The following is a 24,879-nucleotide window of genomic DNA, read 5'->3' as shown; positions in this document are numbered from 1 at the left end:
GTCTTCTCTCGGTCTCGATGTGGGGTACGACTACCAGCGGTAGTGCGCGAAGGCCTTGTTGGACTCGGCCATCTTGTGGGTGTCCTCACGCTTCTTCACAGCGGCACCGAGGCCGTTGGAGGCGTCGAGAAGTTCGTTGAGCAGACGCTCGGTCATGGTCTTCTCGCGACGGGCGCGGGAGTAACCGACGAGCCAGCGCAGCGCGAGCGTGCTGGCGCGACCGGGCTTGACCTCGATCGGAACCTGGTACGTCGCACCACCGACACGGCGGGACTTGACCTCGAGGGTCGGCTTGATGTTCTCCAGAGCGCGCTTGAGCGTGATGACCGGGTCGTTGCCGGTCTTCTCGCGCAGGCCCTCCATGGCGCCGTACACGATGCGCTCGGCGGTGGAGCGCTTGCCGTTCAGCAGCACCTTGTTGATGAGGGAGGTCACCAGAGGAGAACCGTAGACCGGGTCGATGATGACCGGGCGCTTCGGGGCGGGGCCCTTACGAGGCATTTCTACTTCTCCTTCTTGGCGCCGTAGCGGCTGCGGGCCTGCTTGCGGTTCTTGACACCCTGGGTGTCGAGCGAACCGCGGATGATCTTGTAGCGAACACCGGGCAGGTCCTTCACACGGCCACCACGCACGAGCACGATCGAGTGCTCCTGCAGGTTGTGTCCCTCACCCGGGATGTAAGCGGTGACTTCGATCCCGCTGGTCAGACGCACACGCGCGACCTTACGCAGGGCCGAGTTCGGCTTCTTCGGGGTGGTCGTGAACACACGCGTGCAGACGCCGCGACGCTGGGGCGAACCCTCGAGTGCGGGCGTCTTGTTCTTCTCGACCTTGTCCTGCCGGCCCTTCCGGACCAGCTGCTGGATCGTAGGCACTACTTCTCCGGTTTCTGTGTGCCGAATGGTGAAGCTAACCTGGAACATCTCCGACCCACGCGGTCGGGTGTGTCGAATCCTGCAGACTCTCGCCGTGAGGCGAGAAGGGCGCAGATTTACGGTGGCCGCTTACGACTCCCCTTGCGGTTTGAAGGCACGCACGGGAGCCAGGGCACACCCCAGGCACAAGGTCTGAGCGTACCTACCTCATAGGCTGCGGTCAAAACAAATGGGCCGCACTACCATCCGTGAGCGGACCATGCCAACCCGCCACGCCGTCCGTGATCTTCATCCGGTCGTCAGCGCGGCGATGAGCAGCAGCGTCACCACAAGGGTCCAACTGGCCGTGGCCAGCCATCCGATGACGAGCCCGGTGAGCGCGAGACCGTCTCCGCCCTCGCCCGTGCGCCGGATCTCCGAGCGCGCGGAATGGCCGAGAATCACCGCGGGAAGACCGGTGAGCCCGACGGTCACCAGGCACAGCCCACCACAGATCGCCGAGCCGATCGCCTTCTCGTTCGTCTTCGGCACGGGAAGGGGCAGGAACGTCCGTGGCACGGCTCCCACGGCCACCGGCAGCGGTACGGGCCCCTGGGGCAGGTCGGCCACCAGAAGGGCCAGCTCGCCCACCGTACGGGCCGCGTAGGCCCGCGCCACCCGCTTCTCGAACTCGGACTGCTCCATGCGTCCCTCGCCGAAGCCCGCTCTGAGCACGTCGACGGCCCGCTCCCGGTCCGCGTGGGAGGCGAGCATGGAGTGACCCCCGTCCCCGTACACGGGCTGCGGAGGTCCGCCCTGCCCGTACCAGACCGGCGGCTGACCGCCCTGCCCGCGCCAGGACGGCACACCACCCGGCCCCTGCCGGGCCTGCGCATCCTTCGGCCCCTCCCCGGGCTGCCACGACGGGTACGACACGGGAGCACCTCCCCCCGAAAGACTGGGCTTCCATCATGCTCCAACGCGGCATTTCCGGCATAGGTTCCCGTCACCGGAAAAGCCGAAGGGCGGCCACCCCGGAGGGTGACCGCCCTTCAACTCAAGCAACCCGCTTACTGGTTGTACGGACCGTAGTCGTAGTCCTCCAGCGGAACGGCCTGGCCGGAGCCCGTGCCGAACGGCGAGTAGTCGATGTCGTCGTAGCCGACGGCCGAGTACATCGCGGCCTTGGCCTCCTCGGTCGGCTCGACCCGGATGTTGCGGTAGCGGGACAGGCCCGTACCGGCCGGGATGAGCTTACCGATGATGACGTTCTCCTTGAGGCCGATCAGGGAGTCGGACTTGGCGTTGATCGCCGCGTCCGTCAGAACCCTGGTCGTCTCCTGGAAGGACGCCGCCGACAACCACGACTCGGTGGCCAGCGACGCCTTGGTGATACCCATCAGCTGCGGACGGCCGGAGGCCGGGTGGCCGCCTTCCTGGACCACACGACGGTTCTCGGTCTCGAACTTCGAGCGCTCGACGAGCTCGCCGGGCAGCAGCTCGGCGTCGCCGGACTCGATGATCGTCACGCGGCGGAGCATCTGCCGGATGATGATCTCGATGTGCTTGTCGTGGATCGACACGCCCTGCGAGTTGTAGACCCGCTGGACTTCGCCGACCAGGTGGACCTGGACGGCACGCTGACCCAGGATGCGCAGCACGTCGTGCGGGTTGGTGGCACCCACGGTGAGCTTCTGGCCCACCTCGACGTGGTCGCCCTCGCCCACGAGCAGACGGGCACGCTTCGAGATCGGGAACGCCGTCTCGTCGCTGCCGTCGTCCGGGGTGACGACGAGCTTCTTGGTCTTCTCGGTCTCCTCGATCCGCACGCGGCCGGAGGCCTCGGAGATCGGGGCGACACCCTTCGGCGTACGAGCCTCGAAGAGCTCGACGACACGGGGCAGACCCTGGGTGATGTCGTCACCGGCCACACCACCGGTGTGGAAGGTACGCATCGTCAGCTGCGTGCCGGGCTCACCGATGGACTGGGCGGCGATGATGCCGACCGCCTCACCGATGTCGACCAGCTTGCCGGTGGCCAGCGAACGGCCGTAGCACATGGCGCAGGTACCGACGGCGGACTCGCAGGTCAGGACCGAACGGGTCTTGACCTCCTCGATGCCGTACTTGACGAGCTCGTCGATGAGGACGTCGCCCAGGTCGGTGTTGGCCGGGGCCAGCACCTTGCCGTCGACGGTGATGTCCTCGGCCAGCGCACGTGCGTACACGCTGGTCTCGACGTTCTCCGTCTTGCTCAGGACGCCGTCGGCGCCCCGCTCGGCGATCGCCAGACGCAGACCGCGGTCGGTGCCGCAGTCCTCCTCGCGGATGATGACGTCCTGCGACACGTCCACCAGACGACGGGTGAGGTAACCCGAGTCGGCGGTACGCAGGGCGGTGTCCGCCAGACCCTTACGGGCACCGTGCGTGGAGATGAAGTACTCCAGCACCGACAGGCCCTCACGGAAGGACGCCTTGATGGGACGCGGGATCGTCTCGTTCTTGGCGTTCGACACCAGACCACGCATACCGGCGATCTGACGCATCTGCATCATGTTTCCGCGAGCGCCCGAGTTCACCATCATGGAGACCGGGTTGGTCTTCGGGAAGTTCGCGTTCATCGCCTCGGCAACCTCGTTGGTCGCCTTGGTCCAGATCGCGATGAGCTCCTGCGTGCGCTCGTCCTTGGTGATCAGACCACGCTCGTACTGCTTCTGGACCTTCTCGTCCTGGTCCTCGTAGCCCTTGACGATCGCGCGCTTCGCGTCGGGAACGACGATGTCGGAGATGGCCACGGTGACGCCGGAACGGGTCGCCCAGTAGAAGCCGGCCGCCTTCAGGTTGTCGAGCGTCGCCGCCACGATGACCTTGGGGTAGCGCTCGGCGAGGTCGTTGACGATCTCGGAGAGCTGCTTCTTGCCGACCTCGTAGTCGACGAACGGGTAGTCCTCGGGCAGCAGCTCGTTGAAGAGCGCGCGGCCCAGGGTGGTGTTCAGGCGGAAGGTGTCACCCTGCTGCCACTCCGGGTCCCCCGCCTCCTGAGCCGGCGGGGTCCAGCCGCGCGGCGGGATGGTGCCCACCGGGAAGCGGATGTCCACGCGCGACTGCAGCGAGAGGTCGCCGGCGTCGAACGCCATGATCGCCTCGGCCGCGGAGCCGAAGGACCGGCCCTCGCCCTTGACGTCCCGCAGCTCGCCGTCGGTGGTGAGGAAGAACAGACCGAGGACCATGTCCTGGGTCGGCATCGTCACCGGACGGCCGTCCGCGGGCTTGAGGATGTTGTTCGAGGACAGCATCAGGATGCGGGCCTCGGCCTGCGCCTCCGCGGAGAGCGGCAGGTGCACGGCCATCTGGTCACCGTCGAAGTCCGCGTTGAACGCGGTGCAGACGAGCGGGTGGATCTGGATGGCCTTGCCCTCGACCAGCTGCGGCTCGAAGGCCTGGATGCCGAGGCGGTGCAGGGTGGGAGCACGGTTCAGCAGAACCGGGTGCTCGGCGATGACCTCTTCGAGGACGTCGTACACGACCGTGCGGCCGCGCTCCACCATGCGCTTCGCGCTCTTGATGTTCTGCGCGTGGTTCAGGTCCACCAGGCGCTTCATCACGAACGGCTTGAAGAGCTCCAGCGCCATGGCCTTCGGCAGACCGCACTGGTGCAGCTTGAGCTGCGGACCGACGACGATCACGGAACGCGCGGAGTAGTCCACACGCTTGCCGAGCAGGTTCTGACGGAAACGACCCTGCTTGCCCTTGAGCATGTCGCTCAGGGACTTCAGCGGGCGGTTACCGGGACCGGTGACCGGACGGCCACGACGACCGTTGTCGAACAGCGCGTCAACGGCCTCCTGGAGCATGCGCTTCTCGTTGTTCACGATGATCTCGGGCGCGCCGAGGTCGAGAAGCCGCTTCAGACGGTTGTTCCGGTTGATCACACGGCGGTACAGGTCGTTCAGGTCGGAGGTCGCGAAGCGGCCACCGTCCAGCTGCACCATCGGGCGAAGGTCCGGCGGGATGACCGGGACGCAGTCGAGAACCATGCCCTTGGGGCTGTTGGAGGTCTGCAGGAAGGCAGACACGACCTTCAGCCGCTTCAGCGCACGGGTCTTCTTCTGGCCCTTGCCGGTACGGATGATCTCGCGGAGGCGCTCGGCCTCCTCGTCCAGGTCGAAGGACTCCAGGCGCTTCTGCAGGGCAGCGGCGCCCATGGAGCCGTCGAAGTAGGTCCCGAAGCGGTCACGCAGCTCGCGGTAGAGGAGCTCGTCACCCTCCAGGTCCTGGACCTTGAGGTTCTTGAAGCGGGTCCACACCTCGTCGAGACGGTCGATCTCGCGCTGCGAACGGTCACGCAGCTGCTTCATCTCACGCTCGGCACCTTCGCGCACCTTGCGGCGTACGTCGGCCTTGGCGCCCTCGGCCTCGAGCTCGGCCAGGTCGGTCTCGAGCTTCTTGGCGCGGGTCTCGAGGTCGGCGTCGCGGCGGTTCTCGATCTGCTGACGCTCGACGGAGACGTGAGCCTCCAGCGACGGCAGGTCGCGGGTACGACGCTCGTCGTCCACGTACGTGATCATGTACGCGGCGAAGTAGATGACCTTCTCGAGGTCCTTCGGGGCGAGGTCGAGCAGGTAGCCCAGCCGCGACGGAACGCCCTTGAAGTACCAGATGTGGGTGACGGGAGCGGCCAGCTCAATGTGGCCCATCCGCTCACGACGCACCTTGGCGCGAGTGACCTCGACGCCGCAGCGCTCGCAGATGATGCCCTTGAAGCGGACACGCTTGTACTTGCCGCAGTAGCACTCCCAGTCCCGGGTCGGACCGAAGATCTTCTCGCAGAAGAGTCCGTCCTTTTCGGGCTTGAGGGTGCGGTAGTTGATGGTCTCCGGCTTCTTGACCTCACCGTGTGACCACTGACGAATGTCGTCAGCGGTAGCAAGGCCGATCCGCAGCTCGTCGAAGAAGTTGACGTCGAGCACTTGTCGTCAATCCCTCTTTCGGGGTCGATTCTTCACTGGTCTGACTGGGGTCCGGGGTTAGCCGGGGCTCTTGTTCAAGGAGCCCCGGCCAGACCCGTCAGACCTCTTCGACGCTGCTCGGCTCGCGCCGGGACAGGTCGATACCGAGCTCCTCCGCGGCGCGGAAGACGTCCTCGTCCGTGTCGCGCATCTCGATGGACATGCCGTCCGAGGACAGCACCTCCACGTTGAGGCAGAGCGACTGCATTTCCTTGATGAGCACCTTGAAGGACTCGGGAATGCCGGGCTCGGGGATGTTCTCGCCCTTGACGATGGCCTCGTAGACCTTCACGCGGCCGGTCACGTCGTCGGACTTGATGGTCAGCAGTTCCTGGAGGGCGTAAGCGGCGCCATAAGCCTCCAGCGCCCACACCTCCATCTCACCGAAGCGCTGGCCACCGAACTGGGCCTTACCACCCAGCGGCTGCTGGGTGATCATCGAGTACGGACCGGTCGAGCGGGCGTGGAGCTTGTCGTCGACCAGGTGGTGGAGCTTGAGGATGTACATGTAACCGACGGAGACGGGCTCCGGGAACGGCTCGCCGGAGCGGCCGTCGAAGAGCGGCGCCTTGCCGGTCGGGAGCACCATGCGCGAACCGTCGCGGTTCGGGATGGTGTGCTGCAGCAGACCCGCGAGCTCGTCCTCACGCGCACCGTCGAAGACGGGGGTGGCGACGTTCGTGCCCGGGTCGACCTTGTCGGCCTCGATGGACTGGAGGCGCTGCGCCCAGTCGTCCGCGAGACCGGAGACGTCCCAGCCGCGGCTGGCGAGCCAGCCGAGGTGGATCTCCAGGACCTGTCCCGGGTTCATTCGGGACGGGACACCCAGCGGGTTGAGGATGATGTCGACGGGCGTGCCGTCCTCAAGGAAGGGCATGTCCTCGATCGGAAGGATCTTGGAGATGACGCCCTTGTTTCCGTGACGGCCGGCGAGCTTGTCACCGTCCGTGATCTTGCGCTTCTGCGCCACGTAGACACGAACCAGCTGGTTCACGCCCGGCGGCAGCTCGTCGCCCTCTTCACGGTCGAAGACGCGGACGCCGATGACCTTGCCGATCTCGCCGTGCGGCACCTTCAGCGAGGTGTCGCGCACCTCGCGCGCCTTCTCACCGAAGATCGCGCGGAGCAGGCGCTCCTCCGGGGTCAGCTCGGTCTCACCCTTGGGCGTGACCTTGCCGACCAGGATGTCGCCGGCGACGACCTCGGCACCGATGCGGATGATGCCGCGCTCGTCGAGGTCGGCCAGGACCTCCTCGGAGACGTTCGGGATGTCCCGGGTGATCTCCTCGGGGCCGAGCTTGGTGTCACGGGCGTCGACCTCGTGCTCCTCGATGTGGATCGAGGAGAGGACGTCGTCCTGGACGAGGCGCTGCGACAGGATGATCGCGTCCTCGTAGTTGTGACCCTCCCACGGCATGAAGGCGACGAGCAGGTTCTTGCCCAGCGCCATCTCGCCTTCCTGGGTGGCCGGACCGTCGGCGAGAACCTGGTTCTCGACGACCCGGTCGCCCTCGTCCACGATCACCTTCTGGTTGACCGAGGTGCCCTGGTTGGAACGCGAGAACTTGGCGACGCGGTACGTGGTGTACGTGCCGTCGTCGTTGGCGACGGTGATGTAGTCCGCGGAGACCTCCTGGACGACACCCGCCTTCTCGGCCTTGATGACGTCACCGGCGTCGACGGCGCAGCGGTACTCCATGCCCGTACCGACGAGGGGGGCCTCGGCGGTGATCAGCGGCACGGCCTGGCGCATCATGTTCGCGCCCATGAGGGCACGGTTGGCGTCGTCGTGCTCCAGGAAGGGGATCATCGCGGTCGCGACGGACACCATCTGGCGCGGGGAGACGTCCATGTAGTCGACGTCGTCACCGGGGACGTAGTCGACCTCGCCGCCACGACGGCGGACCAGGACACGAGCCTCGTCGAAGCGCATGTCGTCATTGAGCGAGGCGTTGGCCTGCGCGATGACGAACCGGTCCTCCTCGTCGGCCGTGAGGTAGTCGACGTCGTCGGTGACCCGACCCTCGACGACCTTGCGGTACGGCGTCTCGACGAAACCGAACGCGTTGATCCGGCCGTAGGAGGCGAGCGAGCCGATCAGGCCGATGTTCGGGCCTTCGGGGGTCTCGATCGGGCACATGCGGCCGTAGTGCGAGGGGTGCACGTCACGGACTTCGAAGCCGGCCCGCTCACGGGACAGACCACCCGGACCGAGCGCGTTGAGACGACGCTTGTGCGTCAGGCCCGACAGGGGGTTGTTCTGGTCCATGAACTGCGACAGCTGGCTGGTGCCGAAGAACTCCTTGATGGAGGCGACGACCGGCCGGATGTTGATCAGGGTCTGCGGCGTGATCGCCTCGACGTCCTGGGTCGTCATCCGCTCACGGACGACTCGCTCCATACGCGCCAGACCCGTACGGACCTGGTTCTGGATGAGCTCGCCGACGTTGCGCAGACGACGGTTGCCGAAGTGGTCGATGTCGTCGGTCTCGACGACGATCGAGGCGCCGTTGGGACCGACGGTCTCGGTCTCACCGGCGTGCAGCTTCACCAGGTACTTGATCGTCTCGATGATGTCTTCGACGGTCAGGATCCCGGCGTCCAGCGGGGCCTCGCTGCCCAGCTTCTTGTTGACCTTGTAACGGCCGACGTTGGCGAGGTCGTAGCGCTTCGGGTTGAAGTACAGGTTCTCCAGAAGCGTCTGCGCGGCCTCACGGGTCGGCGGCTCGCCCGGACGCAGCTTGCGGTAGATGTCGAGCAGTGCGTCGTCCTGGCCCTGGGTGTGGTCCTTCTCCAGGGTGGCGCGCATGGACTCGTACTCGCCGAACTCCTCGAGGATCTGCTCGGTCGTCCAGCCGAGAGCCTTCAGGAGAACGGTGACGGACTGCTTGCGCTTGCGGTCGATGCGGACACCGACCATGTCGCGCTTGTCGATCTCCATCTCCAGCCAGGCGCCCCGGGAGGGGATGACCTTGACCGAGAAGATGTCCTTGTCGGACGTCTTGTCGATGGAGGAGTCGAAGTAGACACCCGGCGAACGGACCAGCTGCGTCACGACGACACGCTCGGTGCCGTTGATGACGAAGGTGCCCTTGTTGGTCATGAGCGGGAAATCGCCCATGAAGACCGTCTGGGACTTGATCTCGCCGGTCTCGTTGTTGGTGAACTCGGCGGTGACGAAGAGCGGGGCGGCGTACGTGAAGTCGCGCTCCTTGCACTCGTCGATCGAGTTCTTGGGAGGCTCGAAGCGGTGGTCGCGGAAAGTCAGGGACATCGACCCGGAGAAGTCCTCGATCGGGGAGATCTCCTCGAAGATCTCCTCCAGACCGGACTTGGTGGGGACGTCCTGTCCGCTGTCCAGAGCCGCCTCGACACGAGCCTTCCACGCGTCGTTTCCGAGCAGCCAGTCGAAGCTCTCGGTTTGCAGCGCAAGAAGGTTCGGAACCTCGAGGGGCTCCTTGATCTTTGCAAAAGAGATGCGCAGCGGGGCGGTGCTGGCGCCGTTGTTCGTATTCGCGGAGGCAGTGCGCGAGGCGGCCAAGAGGGGGTCCTTCCGAGGGCTCGGACTCACTACGCGCGTACCGGTCCCAAGCCGGACACCGGGACAGCCGTTTCCTGAATCAGCCAAAAGGCCAGGTCAGGATCGGTTCAATCCACAGTGCTGAAGCGAGGGCATGCCCCTGGTGACGGGCAGGAGGCAGCTAACAGGCAGCGCAAAGGGTCAGTGTAGCCACTAGGCCCACTGATGTCCAGTGCGGGTTTTTGAAGACCCTCGTTGTTCTCAACCCCTGCTGCAAGCCACGCCCTCGATGCACATCGATACTGCCCTCTTCGCCACCGATCCATGCCTCGGATCCGGATCGTTGTGACGACGCGTCCTGAGAATTGCGCGCTGCGTGCGGTTCGTCAAGGCCCCCCATGCCCGAACCGGGTGCTGCCATCGTCACTTGCAACCCGTCTTGCAACCTGTCTCGCTGCCCGTCACAGGGCGGCCGGAGGCACGAACGAAGATCACCATACTCGTAGCGACCGACAGCGCAAGGCAGTCGCCGCACGGCCCCCTCGAACGCCGAAGAGCGACCACCCAGATGGATGATCGCTCTTCGGTGCGTCAGCGTTACAGCCCCTGCTGGAGCGGCTGTGTCGGCTCACTGGAGCCGCTGCCACAGCGCCCCTGAGGGCGCGTGGCGGACGGCTCGTGGGGTTACTTGACCTCGACGGAGGCGCCGGCGCCCTTGAGGGACTCGGCGGCCTTCTCCGCGGCGGCCTTGTCGACCTTCTCGAGAACGGGCTTCGGGGCGCCGTCCACGAGGTCCTTGGCCTCCTTGAGGCCCAGCGAGGTCAGCTCACGCACGACCTTGATGACCTGGATCTTCTTCTCGCCGGCGCCGGTGAGGACGACGTCGAACTCGTCCTGCTCGGCCTCGGCCTCGACCGGGGCGGCAGCGGCGGCGGGGCCGGCGGCAACCGCGGCGGCGGCGGTGACGTCGAACTTCTCCTCGAAGGCCTTCACGAACTCGGAGAGCTCGATGAGGGTGAGGGACTCGAACTGCGCGAGCAGCTCTTCCTGGGACAGCTTCGCCATGATGGCGTCCTTCCACTAATTCGGCAGGTGCCGGATGTACTGGTGAGGCGGGCGTACGTTCGGCCCGCTACGACCGTCGCCTCAGGCGGCGGTCAATGCGCGAGCCGAATTACTCGGCACCGCCCTGCTCGGCCTGCTTGGCACGAAGAGCCTCCGCGGTGCGGACGAACTTCGAGGGAAGCGCCTGGAAGAGCTGAGCAGTCTGCGTCTGCTTGCCCTTGAAGGCACCCGCCAGCTTGGCGAGCAGAACCTCGCGGGACTCGAGGTCCGCAAGCTTCTTGATCTCGTCGGCGGACAGCGCCTTACCGTCAAGGACACCGCCCTTGATGACGAGGTTCGGGTTGTCCTTGGCGAAGTCACGAAGACCCTTCGCCGACACCACCGGGTCACCGGTGATGAAGGCAACCGCCGTCGGACCGTTGAACAGGTCGTCGAGCGTAGAGATCCCGGCCTCGTTGGCCGCGATCTTGGTCAGCGTGTTCTTCACCACGGCGTACTGGGCGTCTTCACCGAGCGAACGACGCAGCGTCTTGAGCTGCGCCACGGTGAGACCCCGGTACTCGGTCAGCACAGCGGCGTTCGAGCTACGGAACTGGTCCGCGAGCTCGGCTACCGCGGCAGCCTTGTCGGGCCTTGCCATAAGCGTGGCCTCCTTCCGGGTGATGAGGACCGCTCAGAAGGAGACTGGGAAAACGAAACGCCCCGGCGCAGGCGCACGGGGCGTGACTCGACCGAACGGATCCGTACGAAGTACGGGACTGTCCGGGAGTTCATCCACAGTCACCTACGCGGGTCGTCCGCAGTTTCAGCGGATCCTTCGGTCACCGCGCCCTTTGAAAAGCACACGGCAACGACCAGCGGTCTTTGGCTTCTGTGGAAGGTTACGTGAACGGGTCGCGGTCAAGCAAATCCGTACGTGGGCCGACGTGGTACGCCGACCGACGCCCAGGTCAGCTCTCGATGTCGCCCATCATCTCGGCGAGGTCCATGACGTCCTTGGCGGGCGGCGCCTCGACCGTCACCGGCTTGTTGTAGTCGACGAAGGTGATGGTCATGTCGAGCTTGCCCTTGGTGGCGTCGCCCCGCATACGGAACTGCTTGGCGTGGTCCTCGCCGTCGATCCACATGTCCATCGTGAGCGCGTCCACGCCCATCTTCTCGTACTGCTCAAGGCTCTTCTCCCGCTGCTCGCGGGTGGTCTTGGTCTCGTCCTTGAGGGACTCGCGGAACTCGTCGAGGGTGACCGTGCCCTTGTAGTGGGTGGTCTCGACACCGTCGACCTTCTCGGTGCCGACCTTCTTCACGTCCTTGGAGCCGGTGAGGAAGGTGGACTCCTGGGCCGGGTTCTTGTCGGCCGTCCCGGCGCCCGGAGCCGCGCCCCCCAGCGCGTCGTCCCCCAGCGTGGACAGGTCGAACTTGATCCAGCTCTTGCCGTCCATCTCCTTGGCGGCCGCGGCGCCCCCACCTATGTACATCGCCTTGTCGACGAGGCGGATCTCGGCGGTGCCGTCCGCGCCCTGGTCGAGGGCGGTCATCTTCATGCTCATGGCGACGTCGGGCTTCATGCGCATCTGGGCGTCGGCCTTGACGCGCCCCTCCTCGGGGGTCCTGCCGGTCATCCGGTAGCTGATGGAGGTGATGTCCTCCGTGTTCTTCGCCGCCTTGGCCACGGCCGCGGCGGGCGTCATCTTCGGCGACTCCTCGCTCGCGCCGTCCTTCGAACAGCCGACGGCACCCCCGGCGAGCACCAGCGCGGCGAGTGCCGCACCGGTCGTCCTACGACGCACGGATCCGCGCACAGCAAACTTCATGGTTCCCCCCAAGGAACAGATGAGCGACTCACAGACAGGGCGCGAGCGTATCCCAGAGGGACTCGGGCAGTCCTCCGAGTTCCCTGAGGCCCGTATGACGGGCGGGACGCCTGGGTGGCGCCACCTGTGTCCCGTACGTGAGCTCTCAGGCCGCCGGCTGAGTCTGCATCAGATCCTTGAAGTCGGCGGTGTCGCCGGCCGGGGGCTCCTCGGTGGAGACCTTCACGCCGTAGTCGCTGTAGAACGCCGTCGAGGACATCGAGCCGGTCGCCAACTCGCCCTTCTCGACCTTCTTGACCAGCAGATCCTCGTCGTTGACCCAGATGTCGATGGTCTCGGTGGTGACTCCGGCCTGCTCCAACTGGCGCTTCATGTCGGCCAGTTGGTCCGCGGTGAGGTTCGAGCTCTCGCCCGCGAGGTCCGCGACGTCGACCGTGCCCGAGTAGTGCGTGGTGTTCTCGCCGCGCACCTTCTCCTCGCCGACCTTCTTGACGTCCCCGGAGGCCAGCAGGAGCTTCACCGACTGGTTCGGCGTGGTGTTCTGCATCTGGTCCTTCATGTACGCGCCCGATCCGCCTGCGAGGTCCGCCAGGTCGTCGTACGCGTACTTGATCCAGTGCTTGCCGCCGGACTGCTCGGCGAACTTGTCGCCCATCTTCGCGTAGTAGGCGTCCGGCAGATAGCGGGCCTCCATGGAGGTGGTGCCCAGCTGGCGCATCTGGTCGGCCATCGTGCCGCCGGTGTACGTGATCGTCAGGGTGCCGGTGAGGCCGTCGGACCAGCCGAGGGCGCCGTCCGCCTCCATGGACATGATCGTGCCCATAGAGGTGGTGGACTCGACCTTGGCCGAGTCGGCCTTGTCGGTGGACTTCTCGACGGAGCGCAGGGCCGCGATCGGGTTCGCCTGTGTCCTGGCCTTGCCGGCCGCCTTGTCGCCCCCCTTCGAGCCCCCGCCCGAGCCCCCCTCGGAGTCCGATCCACTACAGGCCGCGACCCCCGTCAGCGCGGCGGCCATCGCGATCGAGACAGTCACGCGTCGCACGACAGTGCTCTTCATTCGTCCCCCTATGCGATTCCTGTGCCCTGCACGCTAGCGCAGGGCACTGACACCCGGTCCGGAAAAGGGCATCTGACAAAAAGGGACGGGCCCCGCACCTCGAAAGGTTGCGGGGCCCGTCCTGGAATCGCGTGTGCGACGCGGCTGCCGGTGAGCGTCAGGCTCAGACGGCGGCCGGGTCCTCCTCGACGAGGAGGTTGCGGGTGCGGTTCGGGTCGAGCGGGATGCCGGGGCCGATCGTCGTGCTGATCGCGGCCTTCCGGATGTAGCGACCCTTGGCGGCGGACGGCTTCAGACGGAGGATCTCCTCCAGCGCGGCGCCGTAGTTCTCCACCAGCTGGGTCTCGTCGAACGAGGTCTTGCCGATGATGAAGTGCAGGTTCGAGTGCTTGTCGACGCGGAACTCGATCTTGCCGCCCTTGATCTCGGTCACGGCCTTGGCCACGTCCGGGGTCACGGTGCCGGTCTTCGGGTTCGGCATCAGACCACGCGGGCCGAGGACACGGCCCAGGCGGCCGACCTTGCCCATGAGGTCCGGGGTGGCGACGACGGCGTCGAAGTCCAGCCGGCCCTTCGCCACCTCGTCGATGAGCTCGTCGGAGCCGACGATGTCGGCGCCCGCGGCGGTCGCGGCCTCGGCACGGTCACCGGTCGCGAAGACCAGGACCCGGGCGGTCTTACCGGTGCCGTGCGGGAGGTTCACGGTGCCACGGACCATCTGGTCGGCCTTGCGCGGGTCGACACCCAGGCGGAAGGCGACCTCGACGGTGCCGTCGAACTTGCTCGTGGAGGTCTCCTTGGCGAGACGCACGGCTTCGAGCGGGGCGTACTGCTTGTCCCGGTCGATCTTGGCGTCCGCAGCGCGGAGAGACTTGCTGCGCTTGCTCACTACTGCTCCTGTGTGTTCTGAGGAGTCGTGGTGTGGGCCGAGCAGGCCCTGCCACGGTCTTTCCTACGGGGTGGAGGTCAGCCCTCGACCGTGATGCCCATGGAACGGGCGGTGCCGGCGATGATCTTCGACGCGGCGTCCAGGTCGTTGGCGTTCAGGTCGGGCATCTTCGTGGTGGCAATCTCGCGGACCTGCGCCTGAGTGATCTTGGCGACCTTGGTCTTGTGCGGCTCGCCGGAGCCCTTCTCCACGCCCGCGGCCTTGAGGATCATCTTCGCGGCCGGCGGGGTCTTGGTGATGAAGGTGAAGGAGCGGTCTTCGTAGACCGTGATCTCCACCGGGATCACCCAGCCACGCTGCGACTCGGTCGCGGCGTTGTAGGCCTTGCAGAACTCCATGATGTTGACGCCGTGCTGGCCCAGCGCGGGGCCGACCGGCGGCGCCGGGTTGGCCGCACCGGCCTGGATCTGGAGCTTGATGAGCCCCGTGACCTTCTTCTTCTTGGGAGGCATTGCTCTCTCCGGGTCCTAGTGAGAGTTTCCAGCCGCCGATCCGGATCATCCGGACGGAGGCATACCGCACAACGATAACGGGTATCGGTCCGCGGCCAAAAACCGAGCAGGTCAGACAGGCTTTGAGGGCCCGTCTGACCTGGTCGGAGGCATGTGTTCCGGAAGATCGTCCCGCGAGGGGTCAGTTCTTCTGGATCTGGTCGAAGCTCAGCTCGACCGGGGTCTCGCGGCCGAAGATCTCGACGAGGCCCTTGACCTTCTTCGAGTCGGCGTTGATCTCGTTGATGGTCGCCTGCAGCGTCGCGAACGGGCCATCGGTGACGGTGACCGAGTCGCCCACCTCGAAGTCCAGCACCTGGACCTCGAGCTTGCGGGACGGAGCCGGCTTGCCCTCGGCCTCGGCCGCCTCGCGAGCGGCCTTCTCCTCGGCCTCCGGGGCGAGCATCTTGACGATCTCGTCCAGCGTCAGCGGGTACGGGTCGTACGCGTTGCCCACGAAGCCGGTGACACCGGGGGTGTTGCGGACGACGCCCCAGGACTCGTTCGTCAGGTCCATGCGCACCAGCACATAGCCGGGGAGCTTGTTCTGACGGACGGTCTTGCGCTCGCCGTTCTTGATCTGCGCGACCTCTTCCTGCGGCACCTCGGCCGCGAAGATGAAGTCCTCGACGTTCAGAGAGACGGCGCGCTGTTCGAGGTTCGTCTTCACGCGGTTCTCGTAACCCGCGTACGTGTGGATGACGTACCACTCGCCGGGCAGCCTGCGGAGCTCCTCACGGAGGGCCACTACGGGGTCGACCGGCTCGGCCTCTTCTTCGGTCTCGTCAGCCTTCTCGGCTTCCTCGACCTCGTCGGAGACGATCGCTTCCTCGGCGTCGGCCTCGGTGTCCACGTCGGTCTCGACGTCCTCACCGGACTCGTCCTCGACGTGCAGGGCAACCTCTTCGGCGGCCTCGCCGGCTTCGGCAGCCTCGACCTCGTCCTCGACGTCCGCGCCCTCGACGATGTCGAGCTCGTCGTCAACGGACTCGACAGACTCGCCGGCGTCGTTCAGGTTCGGGTCAGACACGGTGGCTGCTTCTTCCTGGATCATGGGGGTGGAACACGCGAAAGCGGGCGCCGGGTACGGCGCCCTTCGCGCTTGGCTCAGCCGAATACGTACTTGGCGGCCTTGTCGAGTCCGAAGTCAATCACAGTCACCAGACCGATCATGATGACAACGAACACAATCACCACTGTGGTGTACGTCGTCAGCTGATTGCGGGTCGGCCAGACAACCTTGCGGAGTTCCGCGACGATCTGGCGGTAGAAGAGGGCAAGGCGCTTCAGCGGGCCCTTCTTGGCACGCTTACCGCCCTTGCGGCCCTTCTTCTGGGACTCCGGCGCCTCATCCTGGGCATCAGGCATGTCGATGGAGCCCACGGCGTCCGTCACTCGTCCTCACCTGATTCCGGGTCGTGGCCGTGCCGCGCCCGGGTATGAGCCGCACGGCGGTGCAATGCAGTACGTACATGCGCACACATCCTGGCGAAAGGAGTGTGTAGCAGGGCCGGAGGGACTTGAACCCCCAACCGCTGGTTTTGGAGACCAGTGCTCTACCAATTGAGCTACGACCCTTTGTTTCCCCAACAACGTACCGCATCCGCCCGGGTGCTCGGTGTGCACCGGGTGGGCGCGGCCGGTGAAGGCCAACGAGGTGAGAGTGTACGTGGTCGACGGCCGGTCGTCGAACAGAAAGTGTCCGTAAGGACTTTGTCGGCCACTGCTCAGTCTGTGAAACCGGTGTGCCGGGGAGGTTTCGTGTCTGGAACGATGGGCCCATGAGCCCTGCAACCCCTCCCACCGAGCGCCGGGTCTCCGCCCGGGTCGGTGCGATCTCCGAGTCAGCCACCCTCGCCGTGGACGCCAAGGCCAAGGCCCTCAAGGCCGCAGGACGTCCGGTGATCGGCTTCGGCGCCGGTGAACCCGACTTCCCGACCCCGGGCTACATCGTCGAGGCCGCCATCGAGGCCTGCAAGAACCCGAAGTACCACCGCTACACGCCGGCCGGCGGCCTGCCCGAGCTGAAGGCGGCGATCGTCGCCAAGACGCTGCGCGATTCCGGCTACGAGGTTGACGCCTCCCAGGTCCTGGTGACCAACGGCGGCAAGCAGGCCATCTACGAGGCGTTCGCCGCGATCCTCGACCCGGGCGACGAGGTCATCGTCCCGGCGCCCTACTGGACGACGTACCCGGAGTCGATCCGTCTCGCCGGCGGTGTCCCGGTCGAGGTCGTCGCGGACGAGACCACCGGCTACCGCGTCTCGGTCGAGCAGTTGGAGGCGGCCCGTACGGAGAAGACGAAGGTCGTCCTCTTCGTGTCGCCGTCCAACCCGACGGGCGCGGTCTACAGCGCCGAGGACACCGAGGCGATCGGCCGCTGGGCCGTCGAGCACGGTCTGTGGGTACTGACGGACGAGATCTACGAACACCTGGTCTACGGGGACGCGAAGTTCACCTCGCTGCCGGCGGTCCTGCCCGAGCTGCGTGACAAGTGCATCGTGGTCAACGGCGTCGCGAAGACGTACGCGATGACCGGCTGGCGGGTCGGGTGGATCATCGGCCCGAAGGACGTGGTGAAGGCCGCGACGAACCTCCAGTCGCACGCCACGTCGAACGTGTCCAACGTCGCCCAGGCCGCCGCCATCGCCGCCGTCTCCGGCGACCTGACGGCCGTCGCCGAGATGCGCGAGGCCTTCGACCGCCGCCGCAACACCATCGTGCGGATGCTCAACGAGATCGACGGCGTGCTCTGCCCGGAGCCCGAGGGCGCCTTCTACGCGTACCCCTCGGTGAAGGCCCTCATCGGCAAGGAGATCCGCGGCAAGCGCCCGCAGAACTCCGTCGAGCTGGCCGCGCTGATCCTGGAGGAGGCCGAGGTCGCGGTCGTCCCGGGCGAGGCCTTCGGCACGCCGGGCTACCTGCGGCTGTCGTACGCGCTGGGTGACGAGGACCTCGTCGAGGGCGTCTCGCGGCTCCAGAAGCTGCTGGCCGAGGCCACGGACTGAACCTCCTCACCTTGAGTGGGTACGAGCGGGCCGCCTCCCTCCTGGAGGCGGCCCGCTTCTTCGTGTCTGCGTTCGCGTCTTAGTGCGAGCAAGACCACGTTCAGGGAAAGCGCTACCGATACGGAGGCGGCGTACGGCAGGATCCTGGAATGGAGCACGTACGTGATGTCTCTGAGCTGCCCAAAGCTCATCTGCACCTGCATTTCACCGGGTCGATGCGGATCACCACTCTGCTGGAACTGGCCGACAAGCACGGGATCCACCTTCCCGACGCGCTGACCAGCGGGGAACCGCCGAAACTGCGGGCCACCGACGAGCGGGGCTGGTTCCGCTTCCAGCGGCTGTACGACGCGGCACGGTCCTGCCTCAGAGATCCCGAGGACATCCGGCGGCTGGTGAGAGAGGCTGCCGAGGAGGACCTCAAGGACGGCTCGGGGTGGCTGGAGATCCAGGTCGACCCGACCTCGTACGCGCCCCGGCTGGGCGGGCTGATCCCGGCGCTGGAGATCATCCTGGACGCCGTGGACTCGGCCGCGCGCGAGACCGGGCTCGGGATGCGGGTCCTGGTGGCCGCGAACCGGATGAGGCATCCGCTGGACGCCCGCACGCTGGCCCGGCTGGCCGTGCGGTACGCGGACCGGGGCATCGTCGGTTTCGGGCTCTCCAACGACGAACGGCGCGGTATGGCGCGGGACTTCGACCGGGCCTTCGCCATCGCGCGTGAGGGCGGGCTGCTGGCGGCGCCGCACGGCGGCGAGCTGACGGGCCCGGCGTCCGTCCGCGACTGCCTGGACGACCTGCACGCCTCGCGGATCGGGCACGGGGTGCGGGCGGCCGAGGACCCGCGGCTCCTGAAGCGGCTCGCGGACCGGGGCATCACCTGCGAGGTCTGCCCGGCGTCGAACGTCGCCCTGGGGGTGTACGAAAAGCCGGAGGACGTCCCCCTGCGCAAGCTTTTCGAGGCAGGGGTCCCGCTGGCACTCGGCGCGGACGACCCTCTCCTGTTCGGCTCACGGCTTGCCGCCCAGTACGACATCGCACGTCAACATCACGCCTTCACGGACGCCGAACTGGCCGAGCTGGCACGGCAGTCGGTACGGGGTTCGGCGGCCCCGCACGACATCAAGGAGAAGCTGCTGTCCGGGATCGACGACTGGCTGACCGCCCCGGTCGCCTGAAGTGGGCGTAGGGCGGGTACGCCTGGAAGCCGATGTCCAGTTCCGTGTGACGTCCCCGGCTGAGCGGCATGTGCAGCGTGAGCGAGGTGACCAGCACGTCCTGTCCCTCGGCGGCCCTCTTGTGCCGGGGGCCGAAGCCTGCCGCGGCCTCCAGCTGGACGGACGCCGAGGCGAAGGTGTCCCGGGCGCCGAAGAGGAACAGCGTCCGGGCGTGGACGGCGGGGCGGATCCGGTCGACGGGGTCGAGGCGCTCCCAGCGCTGCTCCCAGCGCGCCTGCCAGGCCGCGGCGTGGTCCGCGGTGCGCTGTTCGTCGGTGCGGACGGTGCCCGGGGCGCCCCGGGTCAGCCCGCGGCGCAGCGACGGCCACGCGGAGGGCCGCAGGCCCAGTGTCCGGTGGGCTAGGACGAGGTCGACCGGCGTTCCGGGCGCGTACGTCCTGGGCACGCTGTCGCGCAGCGGGACGTGGACGACCGTGTGCGGGGAGTACGCGGCGAACGAGAACAGCGCGGCGAGGCGGGCCAGTCCGTCGTGGTCGCCGACCAGATAGCCCCAGTCCCGCAGGGGGTCGCTGAGTGTGGTGTGGCGCAGTGCGGGGCGCGGCTGGACCACCCGGAACGCGTACCGGCCGGCGCTCGGCCGGAACTCACCGACCCTCAGCCGCACAGGAGTTCTCTCATGACTCCAGGGTGATCGCCGGGCCGGGCGACCGGCAAGCGAAATAACTCAGAGGCTGACGCCGACCGTCACCGGTTCGTTGACGAGGGTGATCCCGAAGGCGGCGTGGACGCCTGCGACGACCTCGCGGGCGAGCGCGAGGAGGTCCTCCGTGGTGGCCTCGCCGCGGTTGGTGAGGGCCAGGGTGTGCTTGGTGGAGATTCGGGCGGGGCCGGTGCCGTAGCCCTTGGTGAAGCCGGACTTGTCGATCAGCCAGGCCGCGGAGGTCTTGGTGTGCCCGTCGCCCGCCGGGTACGCGGGCGGGATCACGCCGTCGCCGAGGCGCTCGGCCACGCGCGCGTGGAACGCGGCGAACTCCTCGTCGGTGAGGATCGGGTTGGTGAAGAACGAGCCGGCCGACCAGGTGTCGTGGTCCTCCGGGTCGAGCACCATGCCCTTGCCCGAGCGCAGCTTCAGGACGGTCTCACGGGCCTTCTCCAGCGGCACGCGGTCGCCGGGCTCGACACCGAGGGCGCGGGCCGTCTCGGCGTACTTGACCGGCGCGGAGAGCCCGGAGGCGTCCTCCAGGTCGAAACGGACGCGCAGCACGACGAAGCGCTCGGGCTCGGCCTTGAAGCGGCTGTGGCGGTACGAGAAGGCGCACTCGTCGTTCGGAACGGTGACCCTCTCACGGGTCCGCCGGTCGTAGGCGATCACTTCGGTGATCGTCGACGACACCTCCTGGCCGTACGCCCCGACGTTCTGGATGGGTGTCGCGCCCGCGGAGCCCGGGATTCCGGCGAGGCACTCGATGCCCGCGAGGCCGGCCTCGACGGTGCGGGCGACGGCGTCGGTCCACACCTCGCCGGCGGCCAGCTCCAGCTTCGTACCGTCGAGGGCGAAGCCGCGGGTGGCGATGCGCAGGGCGGTGCCCGCGAAGCCCTTGTCGCCGATGACCAGGTTGGATCCGCCGCCGATCAGCAGCAGCGGTGTGCCGGAGTCGTCGGCCTCACGGACGGCGGCGATCACCTCGGCGTCGGTCGTGGCGGTGATCAGGCGCGCGGCGGGGCCGCCGAGCCGGAAGGTGGTCAGCGGGGCGAGCGGGGCGTCGTGGAGTTCCAGCACGTGCCCAAGAGTACGAGAACGGCCCCGCCGGTCGGGGCGGGGCCGTTCTCGCGGCTGAACTGTTCGCGGCCTCGGTCGGTCACAGACGGCGCAACGCCTCCGCCCAGTCGAGCGGGAGGTCGTCCGCCGTGACCGTCCACGAGACGAACTTCGCGTCCCGCATCTGAGGGCCGAGGCCCCGGGCGGTCGGCGCGTGCGTGCCGGAGGGGGCGAAGGCCTTGAGCGCCGCGGGCGACTCCCAGGCGGACAGGGTCCAGAAGGTCCGCCGCAGCGGGGCCGCCTTGAGCGTGGCGCCGTACGCTCCGGGGGCTTTGCTCACCTGTCGCCAGACGGCCGGTGTCCTGGCGAAGAACTTCAGCGCTCCCCAGCGGGTGCGGGTCTCGAAGCGGGAGGCGAAGACGTGCACCTCGGCGCCCCGCGGCGGCTTGTTCGGCACGGTCCAGGGAAGGGTGGGCACGATCGGACTCCTTTCGGTTTGATTTCCGGACTCTCGTAGGTTTGGCTTCCGGACTCGGTGAGCCTTCAGCGGGAGGCCGTCTCCAGGACCCGCTCGGGCGGGGTCTCCGCGCTCTCCTCGCCCGCCTCCGCCGCACGGCGACGACCGGGGATGAGCAGTGCCGCGACTCCCGCCACGGCCACCGCGGCGGAGCCGACCCAGAGCGCCGGCTGGGTGCCGTCCACGAAGGTCTGTGCGGTCCCGTAGCCGCCCTGGGCGGAGAAGATCGAGGCCATCACCGCGATACCGAGCGCGCCGCCGACCTCGCGCAGCGCGTTGTTGGCGCCGGACGCGATCCCCTGTTCCTGCGGCCGGACGCTGGACATGACCAGGTTGGAGGCGGGGGCGAAGAAGAGGGACATGCCCACGCCGCTGATGATCAGGGCGGGCAGCTGCGTGGCGTACGACGTGTCGGGCGCGATCACGGTGGCGAACCAGCCGAGCCCGACGGCCTGGAGGAACAGCCCCGCGGCGACGACCGGGCGGCCGCCGATCCGGTCGGACAGATAGCCGGCGACGGGCGCGATGAGCATCGGCATCCCCGTCCAGGGCAGCATCCGCAGCCCGGCCTCGGTGGGCGAGTAGCCGAGGACGCCCTGCATGTACTGACTGAGCAGGAAGATCGACCCGAACATCCCGAGGAACATCAGCAGGCTGGCCGCGTTGATCCCGGCGAAGGCCCGGTTGCGGAAGAGCCGCATGGGCAGCATCGGGTTCTTGGCGCTGATGCCGTGGAACACGAAGCCGACGAGCAGAGCGGTACCCGCGAACAGCCCCAGCAGGACTATCCCGTCGGTCCAGCCGACGACGGGCGCCCGGACCAGCCCGTACACGATTCCGAAGAGGCCGCCGCTGGCCAGCAGGGTGCCGCGGATGTCGAGCGGGGCGCCGACGCCGAACGACTCCGACAGCCGCAGCCGGGCGAGCGGCAGCAGGACCAGCCCCAGCGGAACGTTCAGCCAGAAGATCCACTGCCAGGAGATGTGCTCGGTGAGGCTGCCGCCGATCAGCGGCCCCGAAGCGACCGCGAGACCGTTGACGGCACCCCAGATCCCGTACGCCATCCCGCGCTTGGCGGCCGGAACGGCGGCCGTGAGCAGGGTCAGCGTCAGCGGCATCATGATGGCGGCGCCGACACCCTGGACCGCGCGGGCGGCGATCAGCGAGTCGATGCCGGGCGCCATGGCCGCGGCGGCGGACGCGCCGGTGAACACGGTGATGCCGACGAGGAAGAGCCGGCGCCGTCCGAACCGGTCGCCCAGGGCCGAGCCGAACATCAGTAGCACGGCGAAGGTGAGCGTGTAGGCGCTCACGGTCCATTCCAGATCGGGGAGTTCGCCCCCGAGGTCCTTGCGGATCGAGGGCAGTGCGGTGGTGACGACGAGGTTGTCGAGCGCCGCCATGAACCCGGCGACGCTGGTGATGACGAGGGCCCAGACGGCTCCCCCGCGACGTGCGGTCTGCTGTGACATCGCTTCCCCCAGCGGGTGATCGCTGACTTCGATTAGTTATTGCTGACTAACTTTCACGGACATGAAAAGGCGGCGATCTCCACCGCCCTTGGTTCAGTGTTCGAGCCGGCCCTTGATCCGGGCCGAGGGGTAGAGCCCCTCCCAGACCCGGTGCTCGGGCGGAAACCCCATGACCACCAGGCAGTTGACGAGCATTCCGTACGCCATGAAGGTCGTCGTCTCGTCGACATCCGCGCCGAGCGGCAGATGGACGGTGTCCCACAGGCGCATCCAGCCCGCCCGTACCGCCTCGCCCAGTTCATGGTCGCCGGTCTGCTCGGCGGCCGCCACCGCGACGTACATCTGCATCTGCATGAGCAGCTGTTCCGGATTCTCGGCGATGACCCTGGTGTACGCGTTCGCCATGGCGTGCAGGGCCTCTTCGCCCTCCAGCCCCTTGGAGGCATCGGCGAAGGTGCGCATGGTCTCCTCCATGCACCGCTCGGCCGCCGCGAGGAAGATCGCCTTCTTGCCCGGGAAGAGCCGGAAGAGATACGGCTGCGAGACACCCACGCGCTTGGCGATCACCTCGGTGGACGTGCCGTAGTAGCCGCCCCGGGAGAACTCGCTCATCGCCGCACGGATGACGCTCTCGCGCCTCTCTTCTGCGCTCATCCTGACCATACGAACAAGTTAGTACTCAATCACTAACTAGGTCAAGGGGTGAGATGCGGAGAGAAGAAGCGAGGTGCACAGCAGGACACAAGCAGTCGGGACGCAAGAAGTAAGGGGCATCCGCAATGGCGGACGCCCCTTACTCACGCTCCTCGTGCTCCAGCCGAGCCCTGCCCTGCCCTGCCCTGTCAGGCGAGGCGGACGACCGCGCGGGACATGCCCAGGACCTTCTGGCCGGCGCTCATCGCGACGAGGTCGACGCGGACGGTGTTGTCGTCGAGCTTGGCCGCGACCTTGCCGCTGACCTCGATCGTGGCGCCCTGGTCGTCGTTCGGGACGACGACGGGCTTGGTGAAGCGGACGCCGTACTCGACGACCGCGCCCGGGTCGCCGGTCCAGTCGGTGACGACCCGGACCGCCTCGGCCATGGTGAACATGCCGTGCGCGATGACGTCCGGGAGGCCGACCTCCTTGGCGAACTTCTCGTTCCAGTGGATGGGGTTGAAGTCCCCCGAGGCGCCCGCGTATTGCACGAGCTTGGCGCGCGTCACGCCGAAGGTCTGGGCCGGCAGTTCGGTGCCGACCTCGACGTCGTCGTACGAGATCTTCGCCGTCATCTGTTCACGCCCCCTCGGCCGCGCGGGACACGAGCTTGGTCCAGGCAGTCACCACGTGCTCGCCCACCTCGTCGTGGACCTCGCCTCGGATGTCCAGAATGTCGTTGCCCGCCAGCGACTTGATCGCTTCGATGGTGGAGGTGACCGTGAGCCGGTCACCCGCGCGCACCGGGCGGCGGTAGACGAACTTCTGGTCGCCGTGCACCACGCGGCTGTAGTCGAGCCCCAGTTGGGGGTCCTGGAAGACCTGTCCCGCGGCCTTGAACGTGATGGTGAACACGAAGGTCGGCGGGGCGATCACATCGGCGTGACCGAGGGCCTTGGCGGCCTCCGGGTCCGTGTACGCGGGATTGGCGTCGCCCACCGCCTCCGCGAACTCGCGGATCTTCTCCCGGCCGACCTCATAGGGCTCGGTGGGCGGATAGGACCGCCCCACGAAGGACTGGTCGAGCGCCATGGGCCCGGCACCTCCTGGTTCGCAACTGGGTGTAACGACGCGAGGCCGCCCCCCAACTTCAGGGGACGGCCTCGTGTACGAGCCTTATTTATCGCGTTTCGCGGTGCGCGGTATGCGCGTTGCAACGCGGGCAGTGCTTCTTCATCTCCAGTCGGTCCGGGTTGTTACGCCGGTTCTTCTTGGTGATGTAGTTCCGCTCCTTGCACTCCACGCAGGCCAGCGTGATCTTCGGGCGGACGTCGGTGGCAGCCACAGGAGTGCTCCTTGACGAACGGATGGGACGATTGGCGCATTAACACATAGAAGAGTAGCCGATCGAAGGACCGACCCCACAATCGGCTACTGTCAGTAGCGGTGACCGGACTTGAACCGGTGACACAGCGATTATGAGCCGCTTGCTCTACCGACTGAGCTACACCGCTGTGATGTGATCAGTTCCCGCCTTGCGAGCGGGAACCTCC

At 67.2% G+C, this 24,879-nt stretch carries 23 protein-coding genes and 2 tRNA genes; 2 read left to right on the top strand and 23 right to left on the bottom strand.

Going from position 1 to position 24,879, the window contains the following annotated elements; genetic code table 11:
* Positions 1 to 30: 30 nt before the first annotated feature.
* The 14 genes from rpsG to ACH4YP_RS26370 all read right to left on the bottom strand — a co-directional run bounded on the left by rpsG (position 31) and on the right by ACH4YP_RS26370 (position 16,334).
* Positions 31 to 501: a 30S ribosomal protein S7 gene (gene rpsG, locus ACH4YP_RS26435; RefSeq protein WP_081218873.1), complete on the bottom strand. Its 471-nt coding sequence runs from the start codon at positions 499 to 501 to the stop codon at positions 31 to 33.
* A 2-nt stretch (positions 502 to 503) separates the two neighbouring features.
* Positions 504 to 875 carry a 30S ribosomal protein S12 gene (gene rpsL, locus ACH4YP_RS26430; protein ID WP_003948652.1) on the bottom strand — a complete coding sequence of 124 codons (372 nt, stop codon included), beginning with the start codon at positions 873 to 875 and terminating at the stop codon, positions 504 to 506.
* Positions 876 to 1,163: 288 nt separating this feature from the next.
* On the bottom strand, positions 1,164 to 1,790 hold the full coding sequence (locus tag ACH4YP_RS26425; RefSeq protein ID WP_398492877.1) for a DUF1707 and DUF4190 domain-containing protein: 627 nt from the start codon (positions 1,788 to 1,790) through the stop codon (positions 1,164 to 1,166).
* A gap of 134 nt (positions 1,791 to 1,924) precedes the next feature.
* Positions 1,925 to 5,824, bottom strand: coding sequence for a DNA-directed RNA polymerase subunit beta' (locus ACH4YP_RS26420; RefSeq protein ID WP_361054494.1), 3,900 nt, complete (start codon positions 5,822 to 5,824; stop codon positions 1,925 to 1,927).
* 97 nt (positions 5,825 to 5,921) lie between these two features.
* On the bottom strand, positions 5,922 to 9,404 hold the full coding sequence (rpoB, locus tag ACH4YP_RS26415; RefSeq protein ID WP_361054497.1) for a DNA-directed RNA polymerase subunit beta: 3,483 nt from the start codon (positions 9,402 to 9,404) through the stop codon (positions 5,922 to 5,924).
* 663 nt (positions 9,405 to 10,067) lie between these two features.
* Positions 10,068 to 10,448 carry a 50S ribosomal protein L7/L12 gene (rplL, locus tag ACH4YP_RS26410; protein ID WP_361054500.1) on the bottom strand — a complete coding sequence of 127 codons (381 nt, stop codon included), beginning with the start codon at positions 10,446 to 10,448 and terminating at the stop codon, positions 10,068 to 10,070.
* Positions 10,449 to 10,557: 109 nt separating this feature from the next.
* Positions 10,558 to 11,088, bottom strand: a complete 531-nt coding sequence (gene rplJ / locus ACH4YP_RS26405; RefSeq protein ID WP_361054503.1) for a 50S ribosomal protein L10 — start codon at positions 11,086 to 11,088, stop codon at positions 10,558 to 10,560.
* A gap of 310 nt (positions 11,089 to 11,398) precedes the next feature.
* On the bottom strand, positions 11,399 to 12,259 hold the full coding sequence (locus ACH4YP_RS26400; protein WP_361054506.1) for a DUF1396 domain-containing protein: 861 nt from the start codon (positions 12,257 to 12,259) through the stop codon (positions 11,399 to 11,401).
* A 145-nt stretch (positions 12,260 to 12,404) separates the two neighbouring features.
* Positions 12,405 to 13,316, bottom strand: coding sequence for a hypothetical protein (locus ACH4YP_RS26395; protein ID WP_361054508.1), 912 nt, complete (start codon positions 13,314 to 13,316; stop codon positions 12,405 to 12,407).
* Between the two features lie 163 nt (positions 13,317 to 13,479).
* Positions 13,480 to 14,205, bottom strand: a complete 726-nt coding sequence (gene rplA, locus ACH4YP_RS26390) for a 50S ribosomal protein L1 (protein ID WP_143642867.1) — start codon at positions 14,203 to 14,205, stop codon at positions 13,480 to 13,482.
* A 77-nt stretch (positions 14,206 to 14,282) separates the two neighbouring features.
* Positions 14,283 to 14,717, bottom strand: a complete 435-nt coding sequence (gene rplK / locus ACH4YP_RS26385; RefSeq protein ID WP_030359033.1) for a 50S ribosomal protein L11 — start codon at positions 14,715 to 14,717, stop codon at positions 14,283 to 14,285.
* Between the two features lie 181 nt (positions 14,718 to 14,898).
* Positions 14,899 to 15,786, bottom strand: a complete 888-nt coding sequence (gene nusG, locus ACH4YP_RS26380; protein ID WP_398492873.1) for a transcription termination/antitermination protein NusG — start codon at positions 15,784 to 15,786, stop codon at positions 14,899 to 14,901.
* A gap of 77 nt (positions 15,787 to 15,863) precedes the next feature.
* Entirely contained in the window at positions 15,864 to 16,151 is a 288-nt protein-coding gene (secE, locus tag ACH4YP_RS26375) for a preprotein translocase subunit SecE (RefSeq protein ID WP_055610500.1), read from the bottom strand.
* 110 nt (positions 16,152 to 16,261) lie between these two features.
* A tRNA-Trp gene (locus ACH4YP_RS26370) sits at positions 16,262 to 16,334 on the bottom strand.
* Positions 16,335 to 16,537: 203 nt separating this feature from the next.
* Here ACH4YP_RS26370 and ACH4YP_RS26365 point away from each other — a divergent pair.
* Both ACH4YP_RS26365 and ACH4YP_RS26360 read left to right on the top strand, forming a co-directional pair.
* A complete protein-coding gene (locus ACH4YP_RS26365) occupies positions 16,538 to 17,764 on the top strand; it encodes a pyridoxal phosphate-dependent aminotransferase (protein ID WP_398492872.1) in 1,227 nt (408 codons plus the stop codon).
* 149 nt (positions 17,765 to 17,913) lie between these two features.
* Entirely contained in the window at positions 17,914 to 18,942 is a 1,029-nt protein-coding gene (locus tag ACH4YP_RS26360; protein ID WP_398492871.1) for an adenosine deaminase, read from the top strand.
* Here the strand turns inward: ACH4YP_RS26360 and ACH4YP_RS26355 are convergent.
* The 9 genes from ACH4YP_RS26355 to ACH4YP_RS26315 all read right to left on the bottom strand — a co-directional run bounded on the left by ACH4YP_RS26355 (position 18,887) and on the right by ACH4YP_RS26315 (position 24,840).
* Positions 18,887 to 19,606: a hypothetical protein gene (locus tag ACH4YP_RS26355; RefSeq protein ID WP_398492869.1), complete on the bottom strand. Its 720-nt coding sequence runs from the start codon at positions 19,604 to 19,606 to the stop codon at positions 18,887 to 18,889. The genes ACH4YP_RS26360 and ACH4YP_RS26355 overlap by 56 nt on opposite strands.
* A gap of 60 nt (positions 19,607 to 19,666) precedes the next feature.
* Positions 19,667 to 20,722 carry a UDP-N-acetylmuramate dehydrogenase gene (locus ACH4YP_RS26350; protein ID WP_361054525.1) on the bottom strand — a complete coding sequence of 352 codons (1,056 nt, stop codon included), beginning with the start codon at positions 20,720 to 20,722 and terminating at the stop codon, positions 19,667 to 19,669.
* Between the two features lie 79 nt (positions 20,723 to 20,801).
* A complete protein-coding gene (locus ACH4YP_RS26345; RefSeq protein ID WP_398492867.1) occupies positions 20,802 to 21,179 on the bottom strand; it encodes a DUF3291 domain-containing protein in 378 nt (125 codons plus the stop codon).
* Positions 21,180 to 21,244: 65 nt separating this feature from the next.
* Positions 21,245 to 22,690: an MFS transporter gene (locus ACH4YP_RS26340; protein ID WP_398492866.1), complete on the bottom strand. Its 1,446-nt coding sequence runs from the start codon at positions 22,688 to 22,690 to the stop codon at positions 21,245 to 21,247.
* Positions 22,691 to 22,783: 93 nt separating this feature from the next.
* The gene (locus ACH4YP_RS26335; protein ID WP_361054534.1) at positions 22,784 to 23,353 is read right to left on the bottom strand and encodes a TetR/AcrR family transcriptional regulator; all 570 of its coding nucleotides are present in this window, start codon (positions 23,351 to 23,353) and stop codon (positions 22,784 to 22,786) included.
* 179 nt (positions 23,354 to 23,532) lie between these two features.
* Entirely contained in the window at positions 23,533 to 23,961 is a 429-nt protein-coding gene (locus ACH4YP_RS26330) for a MaoC family dehydratase (protein WP_361054537.1), read from the bottom strand.
* A gap of 4 nt (positions 23,962 to 23,965) precedes the next feature.
* Positions 23,966 to 24,418: a MaoC family dehydratase N-terminal domain-containing protein gene (locus ACH4YP_RS26325; protein WP_398492863.1), complete on the bottom strand. Its 453-nt coding sequence runs from the start codon at positions 24,416 to 24,418 to the stop codon at positions 23,966 to 23,968.
* A gap of 88 nt (positions 24,419 to 24,506) precedes the next feature.
* A complete protein-coding gene (gene rpmG / locus ACH4YP_RS26320; protein WP_003948671.1) occupies positions 24,507 to 24,671 on the bottom strand; it encodes a 50S ribosomal protein L33 in 165 nt (54 codons plus the stop codon).
* Positions 24,672 to 24,767: 96 nt separating this feature from the next.
* A tRNA-Met gene (locus tag ACH4YP_RS26315) sits at positions 24,768 to 24,840 on the bottom strand.
* Between the last annotated feature and the right edge of the window lie 39 nt (positions 24,841 to 24,879).

This window comes from Streptomyces sp. NPDC020747, from assembly GCF_044334695.1.
GTDB lineage: Bacteria > Actinomycetota > Actinomycetes > Streptomycetales > Streptomycetaceae > Streptomyces.
Note: the sequence above shows the minus strand (reverse complement) of the source record. Positions and strands in the feature narration are given on the sequence as shown.